This is a genomic window from Jannaschia maritima (assembly GCF_030973515.1).
GTDB classification, from domain to species: domain Bacteria; phylum Pseudomonadota; class Alphaproteobacteria; order Rhodobacterales; family Rhodobacteraceae; genus Jannaschia; species Jannaschia maritima.
Genome location: NZ_JARGZA010000017.1, coordinates 25,373 through 47,117, shown reverse-complemented (window position 1 = coordinate 47,117; position 21,745 = coordinate 25,373). Strand labels below are relative to the sequence as shown.

Here is a 21,745-nt window from a genome sequence, read left to right as displayed (position 1 = left end):
GCCGCTTGCCGCCCGACCCCCGCCCCTTATCTCCCCCGTGGGACCGGAAGGGGAATGCCGCGTGACACGACCGGACGCCGCGACGCGATGCTGATCGTCATCCTGATGGCCGTGGGCCTGTGGCTGCTGGGCCGGTTCATGGGCACGCCCGTGCAGGCCCGCCTGATCATGATCGCCCTGCTCTACGTGGCGGTCCTGTTCCTTCAGTTCGCCCTCGCCCCCGGGCACCCCCTGCGCGAGCAGTTGGGCGGCGGGCCGGCGCCCTGGCTGATCCTGGGCGCCGTGGGCTTGGCGGTCCTGGCCTATTGGCGGCTGCTGGGTCGGGTGCGGGGCCGCGCCGCCACGCTGGAGGCCGCGCGCGATGCGGGCGACGGGCGGGCTGCGCAGGACGGTCCCTTCAGCGACGTCGAGCTGGAACGCTATGCCCGTCACATCACCCTGCGGGAGATCGGCGGCCTGGGCCAGCGTCGCCTGAAGGAGGCGCGCGTCCTCGTGGTCGGGGCGGGGGGGCTGGGATCGCCCGTCCTGTTGTACCTGGCCGCGGCGGGGGTGGGGACGCTGGGCGTCGTGGACGACGACGCCGTGGACCTATCCAACCTGCAACGCCAGGTGATCCATACCGACGCCCGCGGCGGCATGCCCAAGGTGTTCAGCGCGCAGGCCGCCGTCGCCGCCCTGAACCCCCATGTCGCGGTCCGCCCGTACCACCGCCGCCTGACCGAGGACATCGCGGAGGCGATGGTCGCGGATTACGACCTGATCGTGGACGGGTCGGACAGCTTCGACACGCGCGACGTCGTCAACCGCGCCGCCGTCGCCTCCGGGCGCCCCGTAATCGGCGGGGCCATCACGCAGTGGGAGGGGCAGGTCACGGTCTACGATCCCGCGGGCGGCGCGCCCTGCATGGCCTGCCTGTTCCCTCGCGCCCCCCGCCCCGGCCAGGCCCCCACCTGCGCGGAGGCCGGCGTGGTCGGCGCCCTGCCGGGGCTGATCGGCAGCCTGATGGCGCTGGAGGCGATCAAGGAGATCACGGGCGCGGGCACCCCCCTGCGCGGCCGCCTGCTGATCTGGGACGCCCTGGACGCCGAGACCCGCACCGTGCGCGTCAAGCGCCGCGCCGACTGCGCCGTGTGCGGGGACATCTGACCCACTGGACCCCGGCCCCCGCCGGGCGCATCATGCGGACCGATCCGAAGGGGAGACACCTATGATCCGCACCGCCCTGTCCGCCGCCGTCGCCACCGTCGCGTTGGTCCTGCCCGCCGCGACCGCCGCCCTCGCCGACGGCCACCTGCCCGACCTAGGCGGCCGCACGGTCGTCGTCGCGACCGAGGACGCGTATCCGCCGCTGCAGTTCAAGGAACCCGGGTCGGGGGATGCCATCGGCTGGGAATACGACGCGATGGCCGCCATCGCGGAGCGGATCAACATCACGCCCGAATACGAGAAGATCAGCTGGGACGGCATGATCCCCGCCGTCAGCCGGGGCGAGTTCGACCTGGGCATGACCGGCATCACCATCCGCGAGGACCGCGCCGAGGTGGTCGACTTCTCCGCGCCCTACATGACCAGCCAGATGATGATGATCGTGCGCGGCGACGAGGACCGGTTCGAGGACGCGGCAGGCTTCGCGGCGGACGACGACCTGCTGATGGCGGCCCAGCCCGGCACGACGCCGTTCTATGTCGGCGTGTACGACGTGCTGGACGGGGACGAGGCGAACCCCCGCGTCAAGCTGTTCGAAACGTTCGGCGCCGGCCTGCAGGCGCTGCGCGCGGGCGACGTGGACTTGGCGCTGTCCGATTCCACCGCCGCCAACGGCGTGGTCGCCGCCAGCGACGGCGCGCTCAAGATCGTGGGCGAGCCGCTGGGCACGGAGGATTTCGGCTTCATCCTGCCCAAGGGGTCCGACCTGGTCGAGCCGATCAATGCCGCGCTGGAGGACATGCGCGCCGACGGCACCCTGGAAGCGCTGAACACGAAGTGGTTCCTGGAATACGCGTTCCCGGAGTGACCGGGCGGATCGGGCGTCCGTGAGGCGCCGCCGCAGGGGCGCGTCCGACGCCCCAGACTTCCCCTGGTGGCTGGTCGCCATCGGGGTCCTGATCGGTGGGTCGTACGTCGTGATCGCCCTGGACGACGGGGCGCGGCAGGTGCTGTCGACGCTGCGGCGCGGGCTGTGGATCACCGTGCTGGTCACGGCCACGGCCTTCGCGGGGGCCTGCCTGATCGGGCTGGGCGTGGCGCTGATGGCGGTTTCGGGCAGCCGCGTGGCACGGCAGCTGGCGCGGTTCTATACCGAGTTGCTGCGCGGCATCCCGATCCTGGTGCTGCTGCTCTACGTCGCGTTCGTGCTGGTGCCGGGGCTGGTCGCGGGGTGGAACTGGGTCGCGGACGCGACCGGCCTGCCGATGGCGCGGACGCGGGACTTTCCGCTGCTGTGGCGGGCGGTGCTGGCGCTGGTCCTGGCCTATTCGTCGTTCATCGCCGAAGTGTTCCGCGCGGGCCTGGAATCGGTCGACGAGGGCCAGATCGAGGCGGCGGAGGCCCTGGGCTTGTCGCGGGGCCGCATCTTCCGCCACATCGTCCTGCCGCAGGCGTTCCGCACGATCCTGCCGCCCTTGGGCAACGATCTGGTGGCCATGGTGAAGGACAGCAGCCTGGTCAGCGTGGTGGGCGTGCTGGACATCGCGCAGCTGGGCAAGGTCACGGCGGCGGGCAACTTCCGGTACTTCGAGACGTACAACGTCGTCACGCTGCTGTACCTGACGATGACCGTGGCGCTAAGCCTGGCCCTCCGGCGTTTGGAGCGTCGCCTGGACGCGCGGCAGTCGCAGTGACGTGATGAGGTCGCGCACCTCTTGCCGGGCGGCGACGTTGGACAGGTTCAGGCTGCCGACGCCGATGTCCTTCAGGTCGAGCAGGGTCATGCCGCGGGGGAACAGTTCGCGGAAGATCACGCGTTCGGTGAAGCCGGGGGACACGCGGAAGCCGATGCGCTTGGACAGGTCGTCGAGCGCTGCGCCGACCTTGCGCTTGTTGTGCATCTCGGTGGTGCCCAGGCGGTTGCGCAGGACGATCCAGTCCATCGGCTTCGACCCGGCCTCCGCACGGGCCTGGCGGGCGTTCCACACCATTTCGGAATACACGCTCGGCCCGACGACGCGGCCCGATCCGGGGTCGATGCGCGCCAGCATGTCGAAGTCCACAAAGCTGTCGTTGAGCGGCGTGACCAGCGTGTCGGCGAGGCTGTGGGCGACTTGGCTGAACCGGGTGTGGCTGCCGGGGCAGTCGATCAGCACGAAGTCGCATTCCGCGTCCAGGCCCTGTACGGCGAGGGTCAGCGACCGGTCGAACGGGTTCTCGCCCGGGGCGACATCGTCCTGGCCGACCTTGGGCAAGCGACCGACCGTGGGAGTGGGGAGGGCCACGTCCTGATGGCGCGAGAATTCCACCCGGTTCTCGATGTAGCGCTCGAAGCTGCGCTGGCGGAGGTCGAGGTCGATGGCGCCCACGCGGGCCCCCTGGCGGGCCAGGGCGGTGGCCACGTGCATGGCGGTGGTGGACTTGCCGGACCCACCCTTCTCGTTTCCGAAGACGATGATATGCGCCATGCCGCCCCTGCCCGTAGCCTGCCCGGGCGCATCGCTACCGGGTCGGCGGGGGCTTGCCCAGAGGGGGTGGTCGATGCGGGCCCGATCGTTGTCGGCGGCATCAGGCCAGGGCGGCCCGGACCTCCGGGATCTCGCGCAGGGGACTGTCGGACAGGACGCGGCGCAGGGCGGCGTCGACGATGGCGGGGTCCAGGGCGTCGGCGTGCTTCTTGGCGAACAACGTGTTGCGCATGCCCGCGATCGCCTCCTCCGTGGCGGGGCCCAGGGGAAGGCCCGCGAATCCGTAGAGCATCCGCGCCGCGGCGCGGGGGTCGGCGTCGATCGTGCCGTACCCGATGCGGCACACGCGATCCGGGCCGCCCGGAAGGGTCTGGTGCAGCTCGTTGATGTGGCGCCAGCGCCAGACTTCCACCTCGACCATGTTGGGCAGCGTGGGCTCGCGCAGGTCGTCCGCCGCGGCGGCGGGTCGTCCGAAGTGCGACAGGATGCGGGGGACGTCTGCGAAGTTTGACCGGAAGTCGGCCGTCTGCGCGCCGCCCTTGAGGAAGCGGTTGTACCACGATGCAAGGTAGCCGCGCGGCTCGCGGATGTTGTGGACGACGCGCGCCCCGGGATGGTCGCACAGGAGCGCGCGGGCCCAGACGGGGGCGGCGTTGATCTTCAGCACCAGCGTCGCGGCGTCCAGCGCGGCCCGGTCGAACGTGGCGGGGGGCAGGGTCCATTCCGCGGCGTCGCGCATGACACCGGCCCGGACGGCCAGCCGCCGTGCGCGCGACCTTGCCATCAGCGGCACCGCCGCGCGGGCGGCGGGGCGGAAGAACGCCTTGCCCAGCTTGTCGAAATGGTCGCGTTCGCTGCGGCGCCTGCGCGCGCGGGCGATAGCACGTCGCAGGCGGTCGGACAGGTCGGGCGGCGCGTCGTCCGCAAACAGCGTGCCGCCGATGCCGACGAAGTCGCCCGCGCCGATCGCGTTCACCTCGCTCCGGCAAACGGTGCGGTCGCTTTCGTCGAACATGTCGAGCAGACGGTTCGACCCGGACCGGCCGTTTCCCGAGATCAAGACAACGTCTGGCATCGCCGCTCCGTCGGTTCGTGTCCCGCGACGAAGAACGCCGCCCCCGGGGGCGGCGTCAACCTCGGACGGCGGCGGGGGTTCAGAAGCCCAGGCCGGCGTACTTGTTCTTGAACTTCGACACGCGGCCGCCGGTGTCCATCAGGCGGGCGCCGCCGCCGGTCCAAGCGGGGTGGACGGAGGGGTCGATGTCGAGGGACATCTGCTTGCCCTCCTCGCCCCAGGTGGAGCGCATCTGGACCACGGTGCCGTCGACCAGCTTAACGTCGATGGCGTGATAGTCGGGGTGAAGGTTCTTCTTCATGGGATCACGCCTCCGCGGTGGTCGTCTTGGGACGGTAGTTGGTCTGCTCCTTGATCCGCGCGGACTTGCCGCGACGATCGCGCAGGTAGTACAGCTTCGAGCGGCGGACGCGGCCGCGTCGCACGACCTCGATGCTGTCGATGTTGGTGCTGTGCAGCGGGAACACGCGCTCCACGCCCTCGCCGAAGCTGATCTTGCGGACCGTGAACGAGCCGGCGATGCCTTCGCCGTTCTTGCGCGCGATGCAGACGCCTTCGTAGTTCTGCACCCGGGTGCGCGTGCCTTCGGTCACCTTGAAGCCGACGCGGACGGTGTCGCCGGCCTTGAAGTCGGGGATCTGCCTGGCGAGCGCAGCGACCTGCTCCGCCTCGATCTGTGCGATCAGGTCCATCGGACCGCTCCTTTCGTTACGCGCGGTTTGCCCGCGGATGATTCTTCTTCGCTGTGTCCCCGCGGTGGGGAAGGCCGCCGTCTAGTCCCGATCGCCCTTGCGCGCAAGGTGCCTGGCCCAAAGGTCCGGGCGGCGGTCGCGGGTCAGGGCGTGGGCCTGCGCCCGCCGCCATTCCGCGACCCTGGCATGGTCGCCGGAGGTGAGGACGGGGGGCACGGCTTGGCCCCGCCATTCGGCGGGCTTGGTGTAGTGGGGGTGCTCCAGCAGGCCCTCGGAATGGCTTTCGTCCCTGATGCTGTCGGGGTTGCCCAAGACGCCCGGCAGCAGGCGGATCGTGGCGTCCAGCACGATCTGCGCGGCCAGCTCGCCCCCCGTCAGGACGTAGTCGCCCACGGAGATCTCGGTGACGTCGTGATCGTCCAGCACGCGTTGGTCCACACCCTCGAACCGCCCGCAGAGCAGGGTCGCGCCGGGGCCCGCAGCGAGGGTGCGGGCTGTGGCCTGGTCGAAGGGGCGGCCGCGGGGCGACAGGTAGAGGACGGGGCCGGGACCCCGGGCGGCGTCGAGCGCGGGGCCCACGACGTCCGGGCGCAGCACGAGTCCCGCGCCTCCGCCCGCGGGCGGTGCGTCCACCTGCCGGTGCCGGCCCAGCCCGTGCGCGCGCAGGTCGGTGACGGACAGGTGCCACAGGCCCGCGCGGCGTGCCTGGCCGGTCAGGGACAGGTCCAGCACGCCGGGGAAGGCGTCGGGGAACAGGGTCACGACGCGGGCCTGCCAGGCGGTGCGCGCGGGCTCGTCCAGCAGGTCGCGGGGCGTCGTGGAGGCGCGGATGGAGCGCGTGCCGTGGGAGCGGGCGGGGCCGGACATGACCCATCGCCTAGCCCATCGGCCCGCGCCCCGGAAGGCGTCAGACGATGGCGAAGAGGCCCAGCGCCACCAGGACGAGGATGACCAGCGCGATCACGATCAGGATCTTGGCCCCCGTCAGGGCGACCCCGGAAACGCGGTTCATTCCGAGGAGCGCGGCGATGGCCGCGACGGCGAGTAGTGCGATGATCCAGCCGAGCATGGTCGTCCTTCCAATATCAGAGCTGTACCAACATCAGGGCACGTCGTCCGGTTCCACGTCGTCCTGGCCGGGCAGGGTGCCGTGGGGCGGATCGACGATCACGCGGCGGGCGCCCAGGTCGACGGTCGGAACGGCCGCTTTCGTGAACGGGATCAACAGGTTGCCGTGCGGGCCGCCGCGCAGTTCCAGCAGGTCGCCGGCGCCGTGGTCGTGGACGGCTGCGACCCGGCCCAGCGGTTCGCCGCCGACGTCGAGCGCGTCCAGACCGATCAGATCGGCGTGATAGTATTCGTCGTCCTCCGCATCTGGCAGGGCGCCGCGGGGGACCCACAGGCGCTGTCCGCGCAGGGCGTCGGCGGCTTCCTTGGCCGCCACTCCGGACAGGCGCACGGCATAGCCGTTCTTGATCGGGCGCAGGACGGTCAGCCGGTAGGTCCGGCCGTCGTCCGACGTCAGCGGGCCGTAATCGCCGATCGCCGACGGGTCGGCGCAGAACGACTTCACGCGGACGTCCCCCCGCACGCCATGCGCGCCGGTGATCGCGCCGAGGCAGACATGGTCCTTCATGACGGGCGGTCCGTAGGAGTTCCGTTGGACCGGGGCCGCGGCGAATCCGCGACGGCCCCGGATGTCGGGCGGAGCGGGCACGCGGTCAAGCGTGCGCCGCGGTCACTCCGCCTTTTCCTCGGCGGGGGCGGCGTCCTCGGCTGGGGCTTCGGCGGGCGCTTCGGCGGCTTCCCTGGCGGCGGCGGCCTTCTCCTCGCGCTCCTTCGCGCGCTCCTGGGCCTTCTTGCCCGGCGTGCCCTTCTTGGGGTTCGAGCGCTCGGACCGGGGCGTCACGCCGGCGGCTTCGAGCATCCGCGCGATGCGGTCCGTGGGCTGCGCGCCCTGGTCGAGCCAGTGCTGGATCCGTTCCAGATCCATCTTGACGCGGTCCTCGGAATCCTTCGGCAGCAAGGGGTTGTAGGTGCCCAGCTTCTCGAGGAAGCGGCCGTCGCGGGGGTTGCGGCCGTCGGCGGCGACGATGCGATAGAAGGGGCGCTTCTTGGAGCCGCCGCGGGCGAGCCTGATCTTCATGGCCATGATAAAGTCCTTACTTGTCAGCGTGTTGCTTGTGGTGACGGATGACTTCCTCGATAACGAAGCCGAGGAACTTCTTGGCGAAGGCGGGGTCGAGCCCCGCCTCCCGCGCCAGGCCCTCCAGCCTGGCGATCTGCGCGCCCTCCCGCTCCGGGTCGGAGGGGGGCAAGTCGTTGTCGGCCTTGAGCTTTCCCACGGCCTGCGTGTGGGCGAAGCGTTCGGCCAGCGTATAGATCAGGACCGCGTCGAGGCGGTCGATGGAGGCGCGATGGTCCGCCAGGATGGCGGCCGCGCGGGTCGTGTCCGTATCGGTCATGGGCGCACCGTCCCACCGCGCAACGGCGCCGGATCGTGCGGAAATGCCGATGCACCCCCCGTACACCCCCCGTACACCCCCCGTACATACGCAAAGGCACCGTCCGGACCGGCGGCCGGTGAACCGGAACCGTCCCGATCGGGGCGCGGTGTCCAACGGTCCGCCCGGGCGGGCCGCGCCGCGGGCCCCGGTCCGATCGCCGGGATCGGGCCGTCCGCGCGGGACCGGTCCGTCGCCCGCGATCCGGACGGGCGGCGGAAGGGTCGGATTCGGGCGGGGTCAGTCAACGGGCGCTCCTTCCGGCTGGAGGGCGGGGTCGGCGTGGTGCGCGATTTCGCGGTCGATGGCCCAGGCGAGCCGGGTGTCGGCGAGGGCCGCGGGGGACGGGTGGCGATAGCAGGCGTCGCTGCCGTCCACCGACGGCGCGTCGGGATCGAGCACCGCGCCCAGGCGGTCGCACAGGAGACGGGATTCGTAGTTCTTCGGATCGACGTAGGACACCGCCCCGTCCCAGCCCGTGCGGTATAGATGCCCGCGCACCGCGTGGACCGCCTCCAACGCGTAGCCCTGGCCCGACGCGCCGGGAAAGACGATCCAGGCCAGTTCGCGTTCCGGCCAGCCCGCGGGCTGCCAGCCGCCCGCCATGCCCAAGGTGCGGTCGTCGTCGGCGGCGTGGATCATCCACATGCCGAAGCCCCGGATCTCCCAATGGCCGATCTCCGCGGCGTAGAGCATCCAAGCCTCGTAGGGGTTCAACGGCCCCCCCATGAAGCGGGAGCGATAGGACGTGAACGTCGCCTTGAAGTCGGGATAGTCCGACGGCTCCGGGGCGCGCAGGACCAGGCGGCGCGTCCGGATCACGGGGATGTCGCGGTGTCCCATGCGGTGGCCCCCTACAGAACGGCCGCGGGGCCGGGGTGGCGCCAGATCTGGGCCCCGCCGAAGCGGCCCTCGACGTCGGCCTCGTGCAGGCAGCCCAACCGGGCGGCCACGCGGGCGGAGGCGCCGTTGCCGTGCGAAACGAGGCTGATCGCCGTGCGCCAGCCCGCGGCATCGTAAGCCCAGCGCCGCGCCGCGGCCGCGGCCTCCGTAGCGTAGCCCCGGCCCTCGTGGCCGTCGAACAGGTCCCAGCCCAGCTCGGGCTCCGGCCACCCTTCGGGGTTCCAGCAGCCGACGATGCCGACGCAGGCGCCGGTCGCCGCGACGTCGACGCCCCAGCGGCCATAGCCCCGCAGCGTCCAGTGCCCGATCTCGGCGGCCAGCTGACGCCACGTGTCGGCGCGGTCCTTCGGACCGCCGACATGCCGCGACCGGTCGGAGGCGTAGAACGCGGCCAAAGCCTCGAAGTCGTCCGCGGACAGGGGGCGCAGGACCAGGCGGTCGGTGGTCAGGACGGGGGGCGTCATGCGGTGGCCCCCAGGGGCGACGGGGCCCAGCGGAACGTGCGGGCGCCGGGCATCGACGCCGGCGGGGCGGCGTCCCCGTCCTCCGCCAGGCCAAGGCGGGCGGCGACGCGCAGCGACGCGGCGTTGTCGCGGTCGACGCGGACCACCAGCGGCCCGCCGCGCCACGCGGCCAGCACGGCGCGCGCCGCTTCGGTGGCGTAGCCGTGGCCTTCGCAGGCGGCGTCCCACAGGGTCCACGTCATCTCGACCGGGTCGGCTTCGGCCACCTGCATCATGCCGACATGGCCGAAGGCGGGACCGTCCTGCGCGATGGCATAGCGTCCGAACCCGCGGACGGCCCATTGCCCCGCCATCGCCAGGAACCGTTCCGCGGCCACCCGGGGCGGCCTGGGTCCGCCCACGCCGGTGGTCCGCGGCCCGGTGTAGTAGGCGACGTAGGGCGCCATGTCCCGCGCCTGGAACGGGCGCAGGGTCAGACGGTCGGTCGTCAGGGTCGGGGGCAGCGGGGACGTCATGCGGCGCTCCGTTGGGAACCCTCGTCCTCCTCCGGCGCGGGCGGGAGGTGACGCCACACGGTCACGCGGTCGTCGTGCATCAGGCCGTCGGCATCCGCGCCCATGCGGTGCATCAGGCGCTCGGCGCGGTCGTTGCCCACCGCGACGTAGCTGACGAGCGACGGCAGGCGCAGGGTGGACCAGGCCCAGTGGCGCGCGGCGGTGGCGGCTTCCTCCGCCAGGCCCTGCCCTTCGTGGGCGGCGGTGAACAGGAAGCCCAGCTCGTGCTCCAGGTCGTCGGGTTCGGTCGAGATCTGGACGAAGCCCGCGACCTGGCCGTCCGTGGTCTCGACGGTCCACAGGCCGTGGCCGCGCAGGAGCCAGGTGGCGGTGGCGCCCGCGAAGTCGTGCCAGGTGTCCGCCGGGCCGTTGGGGCCGCCCGCATGGATCCCGCGCGACGACGACATGATGGCGTGGAGCGTGTCGAAGTCGGTCAGATGCGGCGCGCGCAGGCGGGTGCGCGCCGTTTCCAGCACGGGGATGCCACGCGACAGGGTGGCGGCCAGGGTCGCGGCGGGCGCCGTGACGGGGATGTCGCGGGGATGGGTCATGTCGTCACCAATGCCTCCAACACAGGTCGCCGTCCTCGGGGGTGGGGGCGCCGGCGTCCAGGGTCGCGCCCAGGCGGCGCGCCACGGCGATGGACGCCGCGTTGTCCGGGTCGGTGTAGCTGACCAGCGTCGGGGGACGGTGGTTCGCGGCTAACCAATCCAGCACGGCGCGGGCCGCTTCGGTGGCGTAGCCCTGCCCTTCGTGGCCGTCATAGACCATCCAGCCTAGTTCGGGTTCGGGGAAGTAGGGCAGGTCGTTCAACGACACCTCGCCCACGGTGTCGTCGCCGTGGCGGATGGCGAGCGATCCCGCGCCGCCCAACGACCAGCCCGCATGGTCGGAGCAGAACCAACCCCAGGCTTCCGGCAGGTCCAGCGGACCGCCCATGTGCTTCGCCCGGGGGCCCGTCATCAGGTCGTGGTAGGCGGGCCAGTCGTCGCGGGTCAGGCCGTCGAGCCGCAGGCGGTCGGTCGTGATGACGGGCGCCGCGCGGGGCGGACCGAAGCGGCCGATGGGGACCGGGGTGGTCGACGTGAATGCGTGGGCGGTCATGCCGCGACCTCCGCGGGGGCGGGGTGGCGCCAGATGGGCATGGTTCCGTAGCCGGGGTGGTCGAACGTGCCGTCGGGCGTGCAGCCCAGACGCTTCGCCAGGGCGACGGTGCGGGGGTTGTCGGCCTCGCATACGCTGATGGCGGTGGGCCAGCCCAGATCGTCGTAGACGTGGCGGCGGACGGCGATCGCGGCCTCGAACGCGATGCCTTGGCCTTCGGCGGGGGCATAGACGGACCAGGCGAGTTCGGCTTCGGGCCATTCGACCGGGTGATAGGGTCCGATCAGTCCCAGGGGCTCGTCGTCCGCGCCCGTGCGGGTGACGGTGAAGCGGGTGTAGCCGCGCAGGGCGAAGTGGCCCCAGAGTTGCGCGAAGCTGCGCCAGGCCTGCCATCGGGGGTGGGGGCCGCCGACGCCGGTTGCGCGGTCGCTGGCAGCGAAGTTGGCATAGGCGTCGAAGTCCGCGGGGCGGGGTGCGCGCAGGGTCAGGCGGTCCGTCGTAAGCGTCGGCATGTGGTCGGCAAGGTCGATCATGCCGCGACCTCCGCCGGGGCGGGGTGAATCCATGCGCTGCCCTTGGGGTAGTGGGCGAGCGGCGCGCCGTCGGTGGTGCAGCCCATGCGGCGGGCCAGTGCGATGGACGCGTCGTTGCCGAAGGCGATGTTGCTGGACAGGCGGCGATTGCCCCGTTCGTGCCACCAGGCGCGGGCGGCGGTGGCGGCCTCCAGTGCATAGCCCCGGCGCTGGGCCGAGGGATAGATCACCCAGCCCAGTTCGGGTTCGGGGTGGGTGGGCGGATAGTGGACGCCGCAGAAGCCCACGGCCCCCGTGCCGTCGTCCACCATCCACCAGCCGAAATCGCGGAGGATCCAGTGGCCCGCGATGGCCGTGAAGTAGCGCCAGGCCGCGCGCCGGTCGGCGGGCGTGTCGAGCGTGCGCGCCGCGTCCGACAGGTAGAAGCGGGCATAGCCGTCGAAATCGGCCAGGGCGGGCGCGCGCAGGGTCAGGCGGGTGGTGGCGAGGGTGGGGATCACGACAGATGCTCCCACACGTTGCAGGTCGCGCTGTGGTCGGACGCGGTGCCGGTATCGGCCGCGCCGATCTTGCGGGCCACGGCTTCGGAGGCGGCGTTGCCCCGGGTGATGTAGCTGACCAGCCTGGTGTCGCCGCCGATCAGGCCGCGGCCCCATTCCAGCACGCGAGTCGCGGCTTCGGGGGCGTAGCCCTTGCCGCGGGCTGCGGCGAAGGTGTTCCACCCGATCTCCACGTCCGCGTGTTGGGGCGGGTGGTGGATGCCGCAGGCGCCGACCGCGCCGGTGCCGTCGTCGAGGATGAGCCAGCCGAAGCCGTGCAGGGCCCAATGGCCGATGTCGCTTGCGAACAGGGTCCAGGCGCGGCGGGGGTCGAAGTCTTCGCCGTCGGCCGCGGCTTGCTCGCGGTAGAAGTCGCGGTAGGAGGGCCAGTCGGCCATGGTCTGGGCGCGGAGCGTCAGGCGGGGGGTGGTGAGGGTGGGGATCATGCGGATGGGCCCCCAATGCGCTGAGCAGGGCCAGCGGCGGACCGGGGGATGGCGCCGAAACGGTTGTGGCTTGATCGTTTATGGCGCCGCGTGCATCCGAACCCCTGTGCGGGTGTGCAACGTCGCAGAAGCGCCAGACCGCGGGACGGTCCGGCGCTGGCCCTGCGTGCCTGCGGCACGCGCACCGGGCCATTGCCTCTAATCATTGCGTCACGCTTCGGCGGCAACGTCGTACCGAGTGGCGGGAGGCCCCGGGTCGGGCCCGGGCTGCGTATGCCTATGGCATACGTCACTTCTTCTTCATCCCCCCGAAGCCCGCGGGCAGGGTGACGCCGCCGGGGCCGCCCAGGCCGGGCATCTTCAGGCTGCCCATCTGGCGGGCCGCGGCCTCCAACTGGGCGGGGTCCATCTGGGACGGGTCCATGCCGGCGGCGCCCTTGCCGCCCATCATGGCCATGGCCTTCTTGAGCATCCCGCCCTTGCCCATCTTCTTCATCATGTCGCCCATCTGGCGCTGCATCTTCACGAGCTGGTTCAGCTCCTGCACGGAGAGGCCCGCGCCGGCGGCGATGCGCTTCTTGCGGCTGGCCTGCAGGATCGCGGGGTTCGCACGCTCCTTCTTCGTCATGGAATCGATCAGGGCGATCTGGCGGGCCAGGATGCGGTCGTCGATGCCCGACCCGTCCATCGCCTTCCGCATCTTTCCCATGCCGGGCATCATGGACATCATGCCTTCCATGCCGCCCATCTTCTGCATCTGCTGCAGCTGGCCCTTCAGGTCGTTCATATTGAACAGACCCTTGCCGAACCGCTTCATCATGCGTTCCTGGGCCTCGACCTCCAAGGTCGCCTGGGCCTTCTCGACCAGGGCCACGATGTCGCCCATGCCCAGGATGCGGCCCGCGATGCGGCTGGGGTCGAACTCCTCCAGGGCGTCCATCTTCTCGCCCAGGCCCACGAAGCGGATGGGCTTGCCGGTCACGGCGCGCATGGACAGGGCCGCGCCGCCGCGGCCGTCGCCGTCCATGCGGGTCAGCACGACGCCGGAAACGCCCACGCGGGCGTCGAACTCCTGCGCGACCTCCACGGCGACCTGGCCGGTCAGGCCGTCGACCACGAGCAGCGTTTCGCGCGGCTGGGCCACGTCGCGGACCTGCTCCACCTCGTCCATCAGCGTTTGGTCGATCTGAAGGCGCCCGGCGGTGTCCAGGAACAGGACGTCGTAGCCGCCCAGGGCGGCCTGCTGCTTGGCGCGCTTGGCGATGTCGACGGGGCGCTGGCCCATCACGATGGGCAGCGTGTCCACGCCGATCTGGGTGCCCAGGATGGCGAGCTGCTCCATCGCCGCGGGGCGGTTCACGTCGAGCGAGGCCATCAGGACCTTCTTGCCGTCGCGGTCCTTCAGGCGCTTCGCGATCTTGGCGGTCGTCGTCGTCTTGCCGCCCCCTTGCAGGCCGACCATCAGGATGGGGGCGGGGGGATTGTCGATCTTCAGGCGGCCCGGGTCGTCGTCGCCGGTCAGGATCGCCTGCAACTCGTCGTGGACGATCTTGACGACCTGCTGGCCCGGCGTGATCGACTTGGTGACGGCGGCGCCGGTGGCCTTCGCGGTGACCTTCTTCACGAAGTCGCGGGCCACGGGCAGCGAGACGTCGGCTTCCAGAAGCGCCACCCGGACCTCGCGCATGGCCGTCCGGACGTCGTCCTCGGACAGCGCGCCCTGCTTGGTCAGGCGGTCGAAGACGCCGCCGAGACGGTCGGAGAGGGTCTCGAACATGGGTCGCATCCTTTCCTTCGGTGGCCCCGATATGGGGGTCGACGTCGCCTGCCCCAAACCGAAGCGGCCCCCGCGGGCGCGACGCGCTGGCGGAGGGCGATCCCGGCATGGGGCCTGGGACCGGAAAGCGCGGGGCTTCCGGGGTGTCGGGCGCGGCCTTACGGCGCGCGGGAGGGTGCTGTCAAGGAAAGGGGCCGGACCGGGGGCGGGGAGGTGGGGAACCCGCCCCCGGCGGCGTCGTGCCCGCCTTGCCCCGCGCTCATTCGGCGGGGTGTTCGTTGGCGGGCAACATCTGGTCCAGCGATCGCGGCGCCTGGCCGGTGGCCTGCTCGGCCACGTCGGCCCCGGCGTCGGCGAAGGCCGCGTGGATGTCGGGGGCGGGTTCCGCGGGCGCGGCGATGGCGTCGGCGGCGGTCAGCGTGCCGTCGATCGCGCGCAGGTCGGCCAGGTCCGCGTCCGTCGCGACGGGGTCGTCGTCCGCGACGGTGGGACCGGCATCGGTCATGGCAGGGTCCCCCCCGGCCTCGGACGCCGCGTCGGGTGCGGGCGGCTCGACGGGGGGCCGCGTCTGGGCGGGGGTCGGGGCCATCGGCGTGGTCCAGGCGGTCCAGACGTCGAGGGCGGCCTTCGCGTTGCTCGCGGCGACGGAGGCGAGGCGCGCGGACGTCTCGGCCATCAGCGCGGCGGGCAGGAGGGCGGCGGCGGTGGCGTGACGGGTCTGGTCGAACGGCGAGTGGGGCATGGCATCGTTCCTGTGACGGGGGTGTCCGTGCGGATCGGGGGACCAACGCGGGACGGGGGCGGCGGCGTTCCGTGCGCGTGGGTAAAAATCGCGGTCCATCGCGTGACGTCGGGTGGGGGCCGTCGGCGATGCGGCCCCGACCTGTCGAACGAAGCGAGCGGCGATGCCCCTTCCGCGCGTCGCGGCATGCCGCGCGGCAGGGGCGATGCGAGGCTCCGGGAGGGCGGCGCGACGTCCCGCCGCGCCGAAGCGCGCCCCGGCGCGTGACCGGCTCAGCCGCGCCGGCGGGCGCCGGCGGCCAACGCCCCCAGGCCCGCCAGCAGCAGCCATGACGCCGCGGGCAGCGGTATCACCACCGAGGCGGGGGAGGCGAAGGAGACGTCGTAGAAGTCGCCCGTGTCGCCGTCCTGGAAGGCGATGCTGCCCAACGAGATGGTGGTTCCCGTCGAATCGATCGCATCGCGCAGGGCGCCCAGGGTGGCGGGCCTGGATGCCTGCGGCTGGCCGAACTCGATCCGGAAGCCGCCGAACTGATCGCCAGGGAAGGTCAGGACCGTTCCGGGATCGAGCAGGTCCGCGAAACCGAAGCCCGATAGGGACAACCCCGTCCCGGACAGACCGAACCCGCCGCTGGATCCGAACGGATCGGGCGAGAACGTACCGGAGGTCACGGCGGGCCCCAATCCGATACCGAAGGACAGGAAGTTCGTGGGGACGGGATCGAGCGGATAATCGTCCGGCAAAGGCGCGGATGGATCGAACGGATTGGCGAGCGAGAACCCGACGGAGCCCGTAGCGCCGACCGGCGGAAACACGGCATTGCCGGGCGCGGCCTGGGGGCTGCCGGTGACGACGACATCGAACGAGCGGACGATGTCGGCCTGCGCGGCGATCGGCAGGACGGCGAGCACCGAGACGGCGAGGAACGATCTGACCATGGGAAACCCTTTCGTTGACGCAGCGTAGGGTCAACCACGATCGACGACGGGTCAATCGGGTCCGCGCCCCTCGCATCCGGGGGGGCGCGGACCTCGCCGGACCTCACAGGGCCAAGGCTTCGATCTGTTCCTTCGCGCGGGCCATGGCGGCGTCGGCGTCCTGGCTCTGCCCGTCGGCGGCGACGATCTGGACGTCGGTGATGCCGATAAAGTTCATGATGTGCGACAGGTACGGCGACGCATAGTCCACCGGCCCGCCCTTCGCCGTGCCGCCCGAGGCCATCGCGATGACGGCGCGCTTGCCTTCGAGCAGGCCGATCGGTCCGTTCTCGGTGTACTTGAAGGTGACGCCCGCCCGGCAGATGAGGTCGATCCACGCCTTCAACGCAGCAGGCACCGTGAAGTTATAGACCGGCAGCGCGATCAGAAGGGTGTCGGCGGCCTGGATCTCCGCGATCAGGGCATCCGATTCCGCCAAAGCCTTCTTCTGGTCCTCCGTCCGCTTCTCGGCGGGGGTGAAGTTCGACGACACCCAGGTTCCGGTGATGACGGGCAGGGGGTTGTCGCCGACATCGCGGCGGGTGACGTCGCCGTCCAGGCGCGCCTCGATCAGATCGAGCAGTTGCGACGAGACGGATCCTTCCGTCTTCGCGGAGCTGTCGATGCGTAGGATGGCCATTGTGTCGTTTCCTGTTTGCTTCGTAGTCGCAGCGGAACCTAGCCATCCGCCGGCTGGGGACCACTCGCGCCGTCGAACGGGGCCTGTGCGCTGGTGCGGCGCGTGGCTGCGTCACGGTGCGCGCACGCAGGCGTTGTAAGACGCGGCCCACCCGTCTATCAGGGCGGCCGGAACGGGGGGTCATGAGCCTGGGGATCGGCGATGGCCTTCAACGATTGGGACGAAGTGCGGACGGCCTATCAGGTCGCCCGGCTGGGCACCGTGTCGGGCGCGGCGCAGGCGCTGGGCGTCCACCACGCCACCGTCATCCGGCATATCGATTCGCTGGAAGGAAAGCTGGGCGCGAAGCTGTTCCAGCGCCACGCCCGCGGCTATACGGCCACGGAAGCCGGTCAGGACCTGCTGAGCGTGGCCAAGCGCACCGACGACCAGCTGAGCCAGCTGGCCAGCCGCATCAAGGGGCGCGGCGACCAGGTGACGGGCGAGCTGACCGTGACGTCGCTTGCGGTGCTGGCCCCGCTGCTGACCCCCGCCCTGGCGGCCTTTCGGAAGGCGCATCCCGAGATCAGCATGAAGTTCCTGACGGACGAGCGGGTGCTGCGGCTGGAATACGGCGAGGCGCATCTGGCGATCCGCGCGGGCGCGCCGCCCGAACAGCCCGACAACGTGGTGCAGAAGTTCTATCGCCAGGGCTTCGCGCTCTACGCGTCGCGCGGGTACGTGGAAGCGCACGGGATGCCCCTTTCGCTGGAGGACGTGGGCGACCACCACTTCATCGGCTCCACGGAGGAGGCGCCGCGCGCGCCCTTCTTCCGGTGGCTGAACGAGAACGTGCCGGCGCGGAACATCACCTTCCGCGTCAACCAGATCGTGTCGGCCCGCCCCGCGATCCACGCGGGCCTGGGAATCGGCTTCTCGACCACCTGGGTCGAGGACGGGCACGACGACGTGGTCCAGGTGTTCGGCCCGCGGGACGAATGGAACAGCCAACTGTGGCTCGTGACCCACGTGGACCTGCACCGCACGGCGAAGGTCCAGACGATCACCGCCTTCCTGAAGGACTGGGCCCAGCGCTGGCCGGCGGCATGACCGCCGCCCCGCCGGGGTCCCGCCCGGCCTAGCCCGCGAAGGGCGCGGCGTCGCCCCAGACCGCGCGCACGCGCTGGTCGCGTCCGCAGCGGTCGCGGTAACGTTCGTAGGCCACGCTCTTGGGCACGGCGAGGCCTACGGACGAGAACGCGATGCGCTCGTCGGACTTGTAGTAGTCCTGATGATACTCGTCGACGGGATAGAAGCGGCTGGCGTCGAGCACGGGGGTCACGATGGATCGGCCCAGATCGGCCTCCGCCCGGGCGACCGCGTCGCGTGCGATGCTGGCCTGTTCAGGCGTCGTGGCGAAGATCGCGGTGGTGTATTCCCGCCCGCGGTCGCAGAACTGCCCGCCCGCGTCGAGCGGGTCGATGGAGCGTAGGAACATGTGGACCAGCTGCGCATAGTCGACGGTCCCCTCGTCGAACGGGATGCGCACGGCCTCAATGTGGTCGCCCGAGTCGCGATAGACCGGGTCCGGCGTCGTGCCGCCCGTGAAGCCCGACACGGCGTCGCCGACGCCGGGGACCTTCTCGAAGTCGGCTTCGACGCACCAGAAGCAGCCGCCCGCGAAGATCGCTTCGGCGGCGTGCGTGGCAGGGGCGGCTGTCAGCAGCGCCGCGGCGAGGGCGGGGAGGAGGCGTTTGGTGTCCATGCCCCCTAGATGGTGCGCGGCGGGCCGGATCGCCAGTGACGATCGTTCACGGGGGCGTGGGCGGCCCGGGCGGCGGTCCCCGCAGCCAGCGGAACACCAGCGGCGCGCAGGTGATGACCAGCACGATGCGCAGGACGTGGTGCGCGACCACGTAGGCCACGTCGGCGCCCGCGACGATGGCCATGACCGCCATCTCGGCTTGCCCGCCGGGCGAGAAGGCCAGGATCGCGTCGAGCGGCCGGGCCAGGCCCAGGAGGACCGCGGCCTCCGCGAAGATCGCGGCCAGGACGGCCAGGATGGCGCCGTGACCCAGCCCCGCCAGCAGGACCCTCCGCATCTCGGCCACGGTGATGCCGGTGTACTTCACGCCCACCACGATGCCGATGAAGAACTGCGCGGCCTGGATCGCCTCCGCCGGGGGCCGCTGCTGGACGACGCCCCCCAGGGACAGGGCGCCGGTCACGATCATGGGCCCCAGGATCGACGCCCCGAACAGGCCCGCGCGCCGGGCGACGCGCCACCCCGCCAGGCCCGCGGCGGCCATGATCGCCAGTTGCGCGGGCGCCACGTCGCGGGCGGGTGCGCCCGGCGCCTGCGTCAGGTCGATCGCATAGGCGGTGGCCAGGATGGCGGGCACGATGCTGACGATCAGCAGGACGCGCGTGGCGTGCAGGAGCGACAGGGCGCGCGCGTCGCCCCCGGCCTCCTGCCCGAAGAGCAGCATGTCCTGCAGCCCGCCCGGCATCGCCGCGTAGAAGGCCGTGGCGGGATCGAACCCGCACACCCGGCGGAGATAGGGATAGCCCGCCACCCCCGCGGCCACGAGGAACAGCGCGGACAGGGTCAGCGACAGCGCCATCGACGGCAGCTGCTCCAGGAGCGCGGGCGTGAAGGACGCGCCGATCGCGACGCCCAGGATCGTGCGCATCGCGTCGGTCAGCGGGCCCCAGGCGCCCAGCTTCAGGCCCGCGAGGGCGGCCAGCAGGCAACCGAACAGGGGCCCCAGAAGGAACGGCAGCGGCAGGGCCAGCGCGACGAAGGCCGCCGTTCCGGCGGCGCCCACGGCGAAGGTCAGCGCGATGGGGGCGATGCGGCGCAGGGGACGGCCTTTCGACGGGGCTTCGGCGGCATGGTCCGGGGCGGGGGCGCCGGGGTCAAGGCGGGCGGTGCGGTCGCGCCGCCCCGATGGGGGTGTCGGGCCGGCCCCGTCCCGCGATCGCGGGACCCTAGCGCCGGATGGCGTCGCGCAGGTCGCGGGCGCGTTCGCTGCTGGCGGGGTGGGTGGACCACCAGCCGCCGCCGTCGCCGTAGCGGTCCGCGATGTCGTCGAGGAACCGCGCCAGGCCGTCCGGATCGTAGCCCGCGGCGCGCAGGATCGGCACGGCGCCGGCATCCGCGTCCCGCTCGGCGGCGCGGGTGCCGGCCAGCTGCAGCAGGGTGTTCCCTTCGAGCAGGAGGCTGTCGAGGACCGGTCCGGGATCGCCCACCAGGAGCGACAGCATCGCATAGATCCCCAGCGCCCGGTACAGCCCGTGCAGGCCGTGGCGTTCGCGGACATGGGCCAACTCGTGCGCGATGACGCCCGCCAGGGCGTCTGGGTCGTCGCGCAGCGCGTCGACCAGGCCGTCGGTCACGACGACGGTGCCGCCGGGCAGGGCGAAGGCGTTGGGCGTGCCCCCCATGTCCCGGAACAGCAGGACGTCGCGCGCGCCCCGCGGCGGGGGCGGGGCCGCCGCGCGCAGGTCGTCAAAGAGGGCCGACACCCAGGCGCGGTCGTCCGCCGGCAGCCGGGTGTCGTCCATCATCAGCGCATCGATCGCCTGCAGCGATCCCGCGTCCAGCTGGCGGACCAGCGCGGGCGGGGTCAGCCAGACGGCCAGCGTCACGAGCACGGGCACCGCCACCCGCAGGAGCACCGCGGTCGCCACGAGCGTGCCCAAGGCCACGGCCAGCAGGCGCGGCCCGCGCAGCGATTCCAGCAGGTGCAGGAGCCCCCCGTCGTCGTCGAAGGCATGGGCCAGGCCGGGGTCGCGGGTCAGGAACAGCGTCCCGTCGGGCAGGCGGATGGTCCGCTCCGTCCGGCCCAGGGCCGGTTCCAGGACGATCCCGGTCCGGGGCGCCGTCCGCAGCACCGTCCCGGCCGCGTCCTCCAACCGGACGGCGTCGCCGTCCAGGATTAGGCGGGCCGGCGTCTCGTGCGCGTGGTCGGGCGGATAGGCCCGCCCGTCCAGCGCGCGGAGGTCAGATTCCGACGCCACCGATGTCCAGCCCCTCGATGTCGGAATAGGCGTCGCCGATCGCGCGGTTGTCTTCCTCGATCCGGCCGGCGATGTCGTCGAAGGCGCCGTTCGGGTGGACCGTCGTACAACGCGCCAGATAGGCCGTCATGCGGATCCGCGCCCAGGGCAGGGCCAGCCCCAGGGTCAGGACGACGGCCACCGCGTTCGACACCGCGATCCAGACCAGCCGGGCCGGGCGGACCCGGGATTCGAAGCGGTGACCGTCCTGCAGGGTCGTGCCGTCGTACATCAGGTTGCGCGCCATCGCGCGGTACACCATCGCGACGGGCGTGCCGATCAGGAAGAGCGCCAGGTAGATGCCGAAGATCTCGATCACCGGCTCCTCCGTTCCCCCGTCGGCCATGCGGTCGAACGTGGCGGTCAGGGCGCCGCCGAAGAGGATCGTGAACGCGACCATGCCGATCACCGCGATGCCCGCGGCGATCAGGAACGCCAGGTAGTATCCGCCGATCCCCTTCTCGAACGCGAAGGCCCGGTCGCCCAGCCGGTGGTTCTCGACGAAGAAGCGCTGACGGGCCCGGGTCAGGAACGGCCAGGCCGTGTAGAGCGACAGCGCGACCAGGATCGGGATGCCGATATACACCCGCATCGCGCCGCCATAGCTGCCCTGGAAGTCGAAGCGGACGTTGGACCAGCTGGTGTTGCGCGCGTTGAACTTGAGCGCGCGGACGATCAGCAAGGGGAAAACGAAGATCGCCGCCACGTAGAACAGCAGGATCGCCAGCGGCACCGCGGCCGTGAGGATCGAGATCGCGACGAGCGCGCCGACGACGATCAGCCGCCCCTTCAGGATCTGCCCGCCCGTGGCGTGATAGTCGAAGCGGCGCCCCCCGATGGAGGTGTTCCGAAGAATGTACGTCTGGGTGCGCACCTTCGCCCAGGCCGAATAGATCCCCAGCGTCACGACCGACAGGAGCAGGTTCACGATCCAGATGCCGAAGTATTCCCGCGCGGTCCCGTCGAAGCGGACGGCCTCCACGGCCCCCCTGTCGTCTGCCGCGGCCTTGTCGCGCGCCCGCGCGACGTAGTCTGTCGCCATCGTCACCCTCCTGGCCCCCGTCCGGACCTTTACGCTTCCTTCGAGCGGTCCGCATGCGGCACAAGCGCGACATCTTCGTGGCGGCAGGCGATCGGCGG

Annotated in this window: 29 protein-coding genes; 4 read left to right on the top strand and 25 right to left on the bottom strand. The window is 71.7% G+C overall.

The annotated features are described in order from the left end of the window. Positions 1-87 precede the first annotated feature (87 nt). The 3 genes from P0084_RS15105 to P0084_RS15095 all read left to right on the top strand — a co-directional run bounded on the left by P0084_RS15105 (position 88) and on the right by P0084_RS15095 (position 2,840). Positions 88-1,146, top strand: coding sequence for a HesA/MoeB/ThiF family protein (locus tag P0084_RS15105; protein ID WP_308917743.1), 1,059 nt, complete (start codon positions 88-90; stop codon positions 1,144-1,146). 61 nt (positions 1,147-1,207) lie between these two features. Continuing rightward, the gene (locus tag P0084_RS15100) at positions 1,208-2,014 is read left to right on the top strand and encodes a transporter substrate-binding domain-containing protein (RefSeq protein WP_308917704.1); all 807 of its coding nucleotides are present in this window, start codon (positions 1,208-1,210) and stop codon (positions 2,012-2,014) included. Between the two features lie 19 nt (positions 2,015-2,033). Beyond that, positions 2,034-2,840 carry an amino acid ABC transporter permease gene (locus P0084_RS15095; RefSeq protein WP_308917703.1) on the top strand — a complete coding sequence of 269 codons (807 nt, stop codon included), beginning with the start codon at positions 2,034-2,036 and terminating at the stop codon, positions 2,838-2,840. On the opposite strand, the gene P0084_RS15090 is transcribed toward P0084_RS15095, so the two are convergent. The 21 genes from P0084_RS15090 to P0084_RS14990 form a co-directional block, all read right to left on the bottom strand. Further along, a complete protein-coding gene (locus P0084_RS15090; protein WP_308917702.1) occupies positions 2,784-3,614 on the bottom strand; it encodes a division plane positioning ATPase MipZ in 831 nt (276 codons plus the stop codon). The two genes, P0084_RS15095 and P0084_RS15090, sit on opposite strands and share 57 nt — an antisense overlap. Positions 3,615-3,714: 100 nt before the next feature. Then, positions 3,715-4,689 carry a sulfotransferase gene (locus P0084_RS15085; RefSeq protein WP_308917701.1) on the bottom strand — a complete coding sequence of 325 codons (975 nt, stop codon included), beginning with the start codon at positions 4,687-4,689 and terminating at the stop codon, positions 3,715-3,717. A 79-nt stretch (positions 4,690-4,768) separates the two neighbouring features. Next, positions 4,769-4,990: a 50S ribosomal protein L31 gene (gene rpmE, locus P0084_RS15080; RefSeq protein ID WP_308917700.1), complete on the bottom strand. Its 222-nt coding sequence runs from the start codon at positions 4,988-4,990 to the stop codon at positions 4,769-4,771. Between the two features lie 4 nt (positions 4,991-4,994). Next, a complete protein-coding gene (gene rplS / locus P0084_RS15075; RefSeq protein WP_308917699.1) occupies positions 4,995-5,381 on the bottom strand; it encodes a 50S ribosomal protein L19 in 387 nt (128 codons plus the stop codon). Between the two features lie 81 nt (positions 5,382-5,462). Continuing rightward, positions 5,463-6,248: a tRNA (guanosine(37)-N1)-methyltransferase TrmD gene (gene trmD / locus P0084_RS15070; RefSeq protein WP_308917698.1), complete on the bottom strand. Its 786-nt coding sequence runs from the start codon at positions 6,246-6,248 to the stop codon at positions 5,463-5,465. Positions 6,249-6,288: 40 nt separating this feature from the next. Then, the gene (locus P0084_RS15065; protein ID WP_308917697.1) at positions 6,289-6,450 is read right to left on the bottom strand and encodes a DUF1328 family protein; all 162 of its coding nucleotides are present in this window, start codon (positions 6,448-6,450) and stop codon (positions 6,289-6,291) included. A 33-nt stretch (positions 6,451-6,483) separates the two neighbouring features. Next, positions 6,484-7,017 (bottom strand): ribosome maturation factor RimM, encoded by a 534-nt coding sequence (rimM, locus tag P0084_RS15060; RefSeq protein ID WP_308917696.1) that lies wholly within the window; start codon positions 7,015-7,017, stop codon positions 6,484-6,486. 102 nt (positions 7,018-7,119) lie between these two features. Next, positions 7,120-7,533 (bottom strand): 30S ribosomal protein S16, encoded by a 414-nt coding sequence (gene rpsP / locus P0084_RS15055; protein ID WP_308917695.1) that lies wholly within the window; start codon positions 7,531-7,533, stop codon positions 7,120-7,122. 10 nt (positions 7,534-7,543) lie between these two features. Then, positions 7,544-7,846, bottom strand: a complete 303-nt coding sequence (locus P0084_RS15050) for a chorismate mutase (protein WP_308917694.1) — start codon at positions 7,844-7,846, stop codon at positions 7,544-7,546. 279 nt (positions 7,847-8,125) lie between these two features. Beyond that, entirely contained in the window at positions 8,126-8,728 is a 603-nt protein-coding gene (locus P0084_RS15045; protein ID WP_308917693.1) for a GNAT family N-acetyltransferase, read from the bottom strand. A gap of 11 nt (positions 8,729-8,739) precedes the next feature. Then, positions 8,740-9,252 (bottom strand): GNAT family N-acetyltransferase, encoded by a 513-nt coding sequence (locus tag P0084_RS15040; RefSeq protein ID WP_308917692.1) that lies wholly within the window; start codon positions 9,250-9,252, stop codon positions 8,740-8,742. Further along, positions 9,249-9,767 carry a GNAT family N-acetyltransferase gene (locus P0084_RS15035; RefSeq protein WP_308917691.1) on the bottom strand — a complete coding sequence of 173 codons (519 nt, stop codon included), beginning with the start codon at positions 9,765-9,767 and terminating at the stop codon, positions 9,249-9,251. Before P0084_RS15035 ends, P0084_RS15040 begins: the two co-directional genes overlap by 4 nt. After that, the gene (locus tag P0084_RS15030) at positions 9,764-10,357 is read right to left on the bottom strand and encodes a GNAT family N-acetyltransferase (protein ID WP_308917690.1); all 594 of its coding nucleotides are present in this window, start codon (positions 10,355-10,357) and stop codon (positions 9,764-9,766) included. The genes P0084_RS15035 and P0084_RS15030 overlap by 4 nt, the downstream gene beginning before the upstream one ends. A 4-nt stretch (positions 10,358-10,361) precedes the next feature. After that, on the bottom strand, positions 10,362-10,910 hold the full coding sequence (locus P0084_RS15025; protein ID WP_308917689.1) for a GNAT family N-acetyltransferase: 549 nt from the start codon (positions 10,908-10,910) through the stop codon (positions 10,362-10,364). Then, positions 10,907-11,443 (bottom strand): GNAT family N-acetyltransferase, encoded by a 537-nt coding sequence (locus tag P0084_RS15020; RefSeq protein ID WP_308917688.1) that lies wholly within the window; start codon positions 11,441-11,443, stop codon positions 10,907-10,909. The genes P0084_RS15025 and P0084_RS15020 overlap by 4 nt, the downstream gene beginning before the upstream one ends. After that, positions 11,440-11,943: a GNAT family N-acetyltransferase gene (locus P0084_RS15015; RefSeq protein WP_308917687.1), complete on the bottom strand. Its 504-nt coding sequence runs from the start codon at positions 11,941-11,943 to the stop codon at positions 11,440-11,442. The genes P0084_RS15020 and P0084_RS15015 overlap by 4 nt, the downstream gene beginning before the upstream one ends. Further along, complete coding sequence (locus P0084_RS15010; RefSeq protein WP_308917686.1) at positions 11,940-12,428, bottom strand: GNAT family N-acetyltransferase; 489 nt, start codon at positions 12,426-12,428, stop codon at positions 11,940-11,942. The genes P0084_RS15015 and P0084_RS15010 overlap by 4 nt, the downstream gene beginning before the upstream one ends. A 289-nt stretch (positions 12,429-12,717) precedes the next feature. After that, positions 12,718-14,205 carry a signal recognition particle protein gene (ffh, locus tag P0084_RS15005; RefSeq protein WP_308917685.1) on the bottom strand — a complete coding sequence of 496 codons (1,488 nt, stop codon included), beginning with the start codon at positions 14,203-14,205 and terminating at the stop codon, positions 12,718-12,720. A 259-nt stretch (positions 14,206-14,464) separates the two neighbouring features. Continuing rightward, complete coding sequence (locus tag P0084_RS15000; RefSeq protein ID WP_308917684.1) at positions 14,465-14,947, bottom strand: hypothetical protein; 483 nt, start codon at positions 14,945-14,947, stop codon at positions 14,465-14,467. Positions 14,948-15,219: 272 nt separating this feature from the next. After that, entirely contained in the window at positions 15,220-15,885 is a 666-nt protein-coding gene (locus tag P0084_RS14995) for a VPLPA-CTERM sorting domain-containing protein (protein WP_308917683.1), read from the bottom strand. 103 nt (positions 15,886-15,988) lie between these two features. Further along, positions 15,989-16,564: an FMN-dependent NADH-azoreductase gene (locus P0084_RS14990; RefSeq protein WP_308917682.1), complete on the bottom strand. Its 576-nt coding sequence runs from the start codon at positions 16,562-16,564 to the stop codon at positions 15,989-15,991. Between the two features lie 201 nt (positions 16,565-16,765). Here P0084_RS14990 and P0084_RS14985 point away from each other — a divergent pair, with 201 nt between their 5' ends. Then, entirely contained in the window at positions 16,766-17,653 is an 888-nt protein-coding gene (locus P0084_RS14985) for a LysR family transcriptional regulator (protein WP_308917681.1), read from the top strand. A 28-nt stretch (positions 17,654-17,681) separates the two neighbouring features. Here the strand turns inward: P0084_RS14985 and msrA are convergent, their stop codons facing one another. The 4 genes from msrA to P0084_RS14965 form a co-directional block, all read right to left on the bottom strand. Continuing rightward, positions 17,682-18,308, bottom strand: a complete 627-nt coding sequence (gene msrA / locus P0084_RS14980) for a peptide-methionine (S)-S-oxide reductase MsrA (protein WP_308917680.1) — start codon at positions 18,306-18,308, stop codon at positions 17,682-17,684. 46 nt (positions 18,309-18,354) lie between these two features. Then, positions 18,355-19,371: an AbrB family transcriptional regulator gene (locus P0084_RS14975; RefSeq protein WP_308917679.1), complete on the bottom strand. Its 1,017-nt coding sequence runs from the start codon at positions 19,369-19,371 to the stop codon at positions 18,355-18,357. A gap of 163 nt (positions 19,372-19,534) precedes the next feature. After that, positions 19,535-20,566 carry a M48 family metallopeptidase gene (locus tag P0084_RS14970; RefSeq protein ID WP_308917678.1) on the bottom strand — a complete coding sequence of 344 codons (1,032 nt, stop codon included), beginning with the start codon at positions 20,564-20,566 and terminating at the stop codon, positions 19,535-19,537. Then, positions 20,550-21,647, bottom strand: a complete 1,098-nt coding sequence (locus tag P0084_RS14965) for a YjgN family protein (RefSeq protein WP_308917677.1) — start codon at positions 21,645-21,647, stop codon at positions 20,550-20,552. The genes P0084_RS14970 and P0084_RS14965 overlap by 17 nt, the downstream gene beginning before the upstream one ends. Between the last annotated feature and the right edge of the window lie 98 nt (positions 21,648-21,745).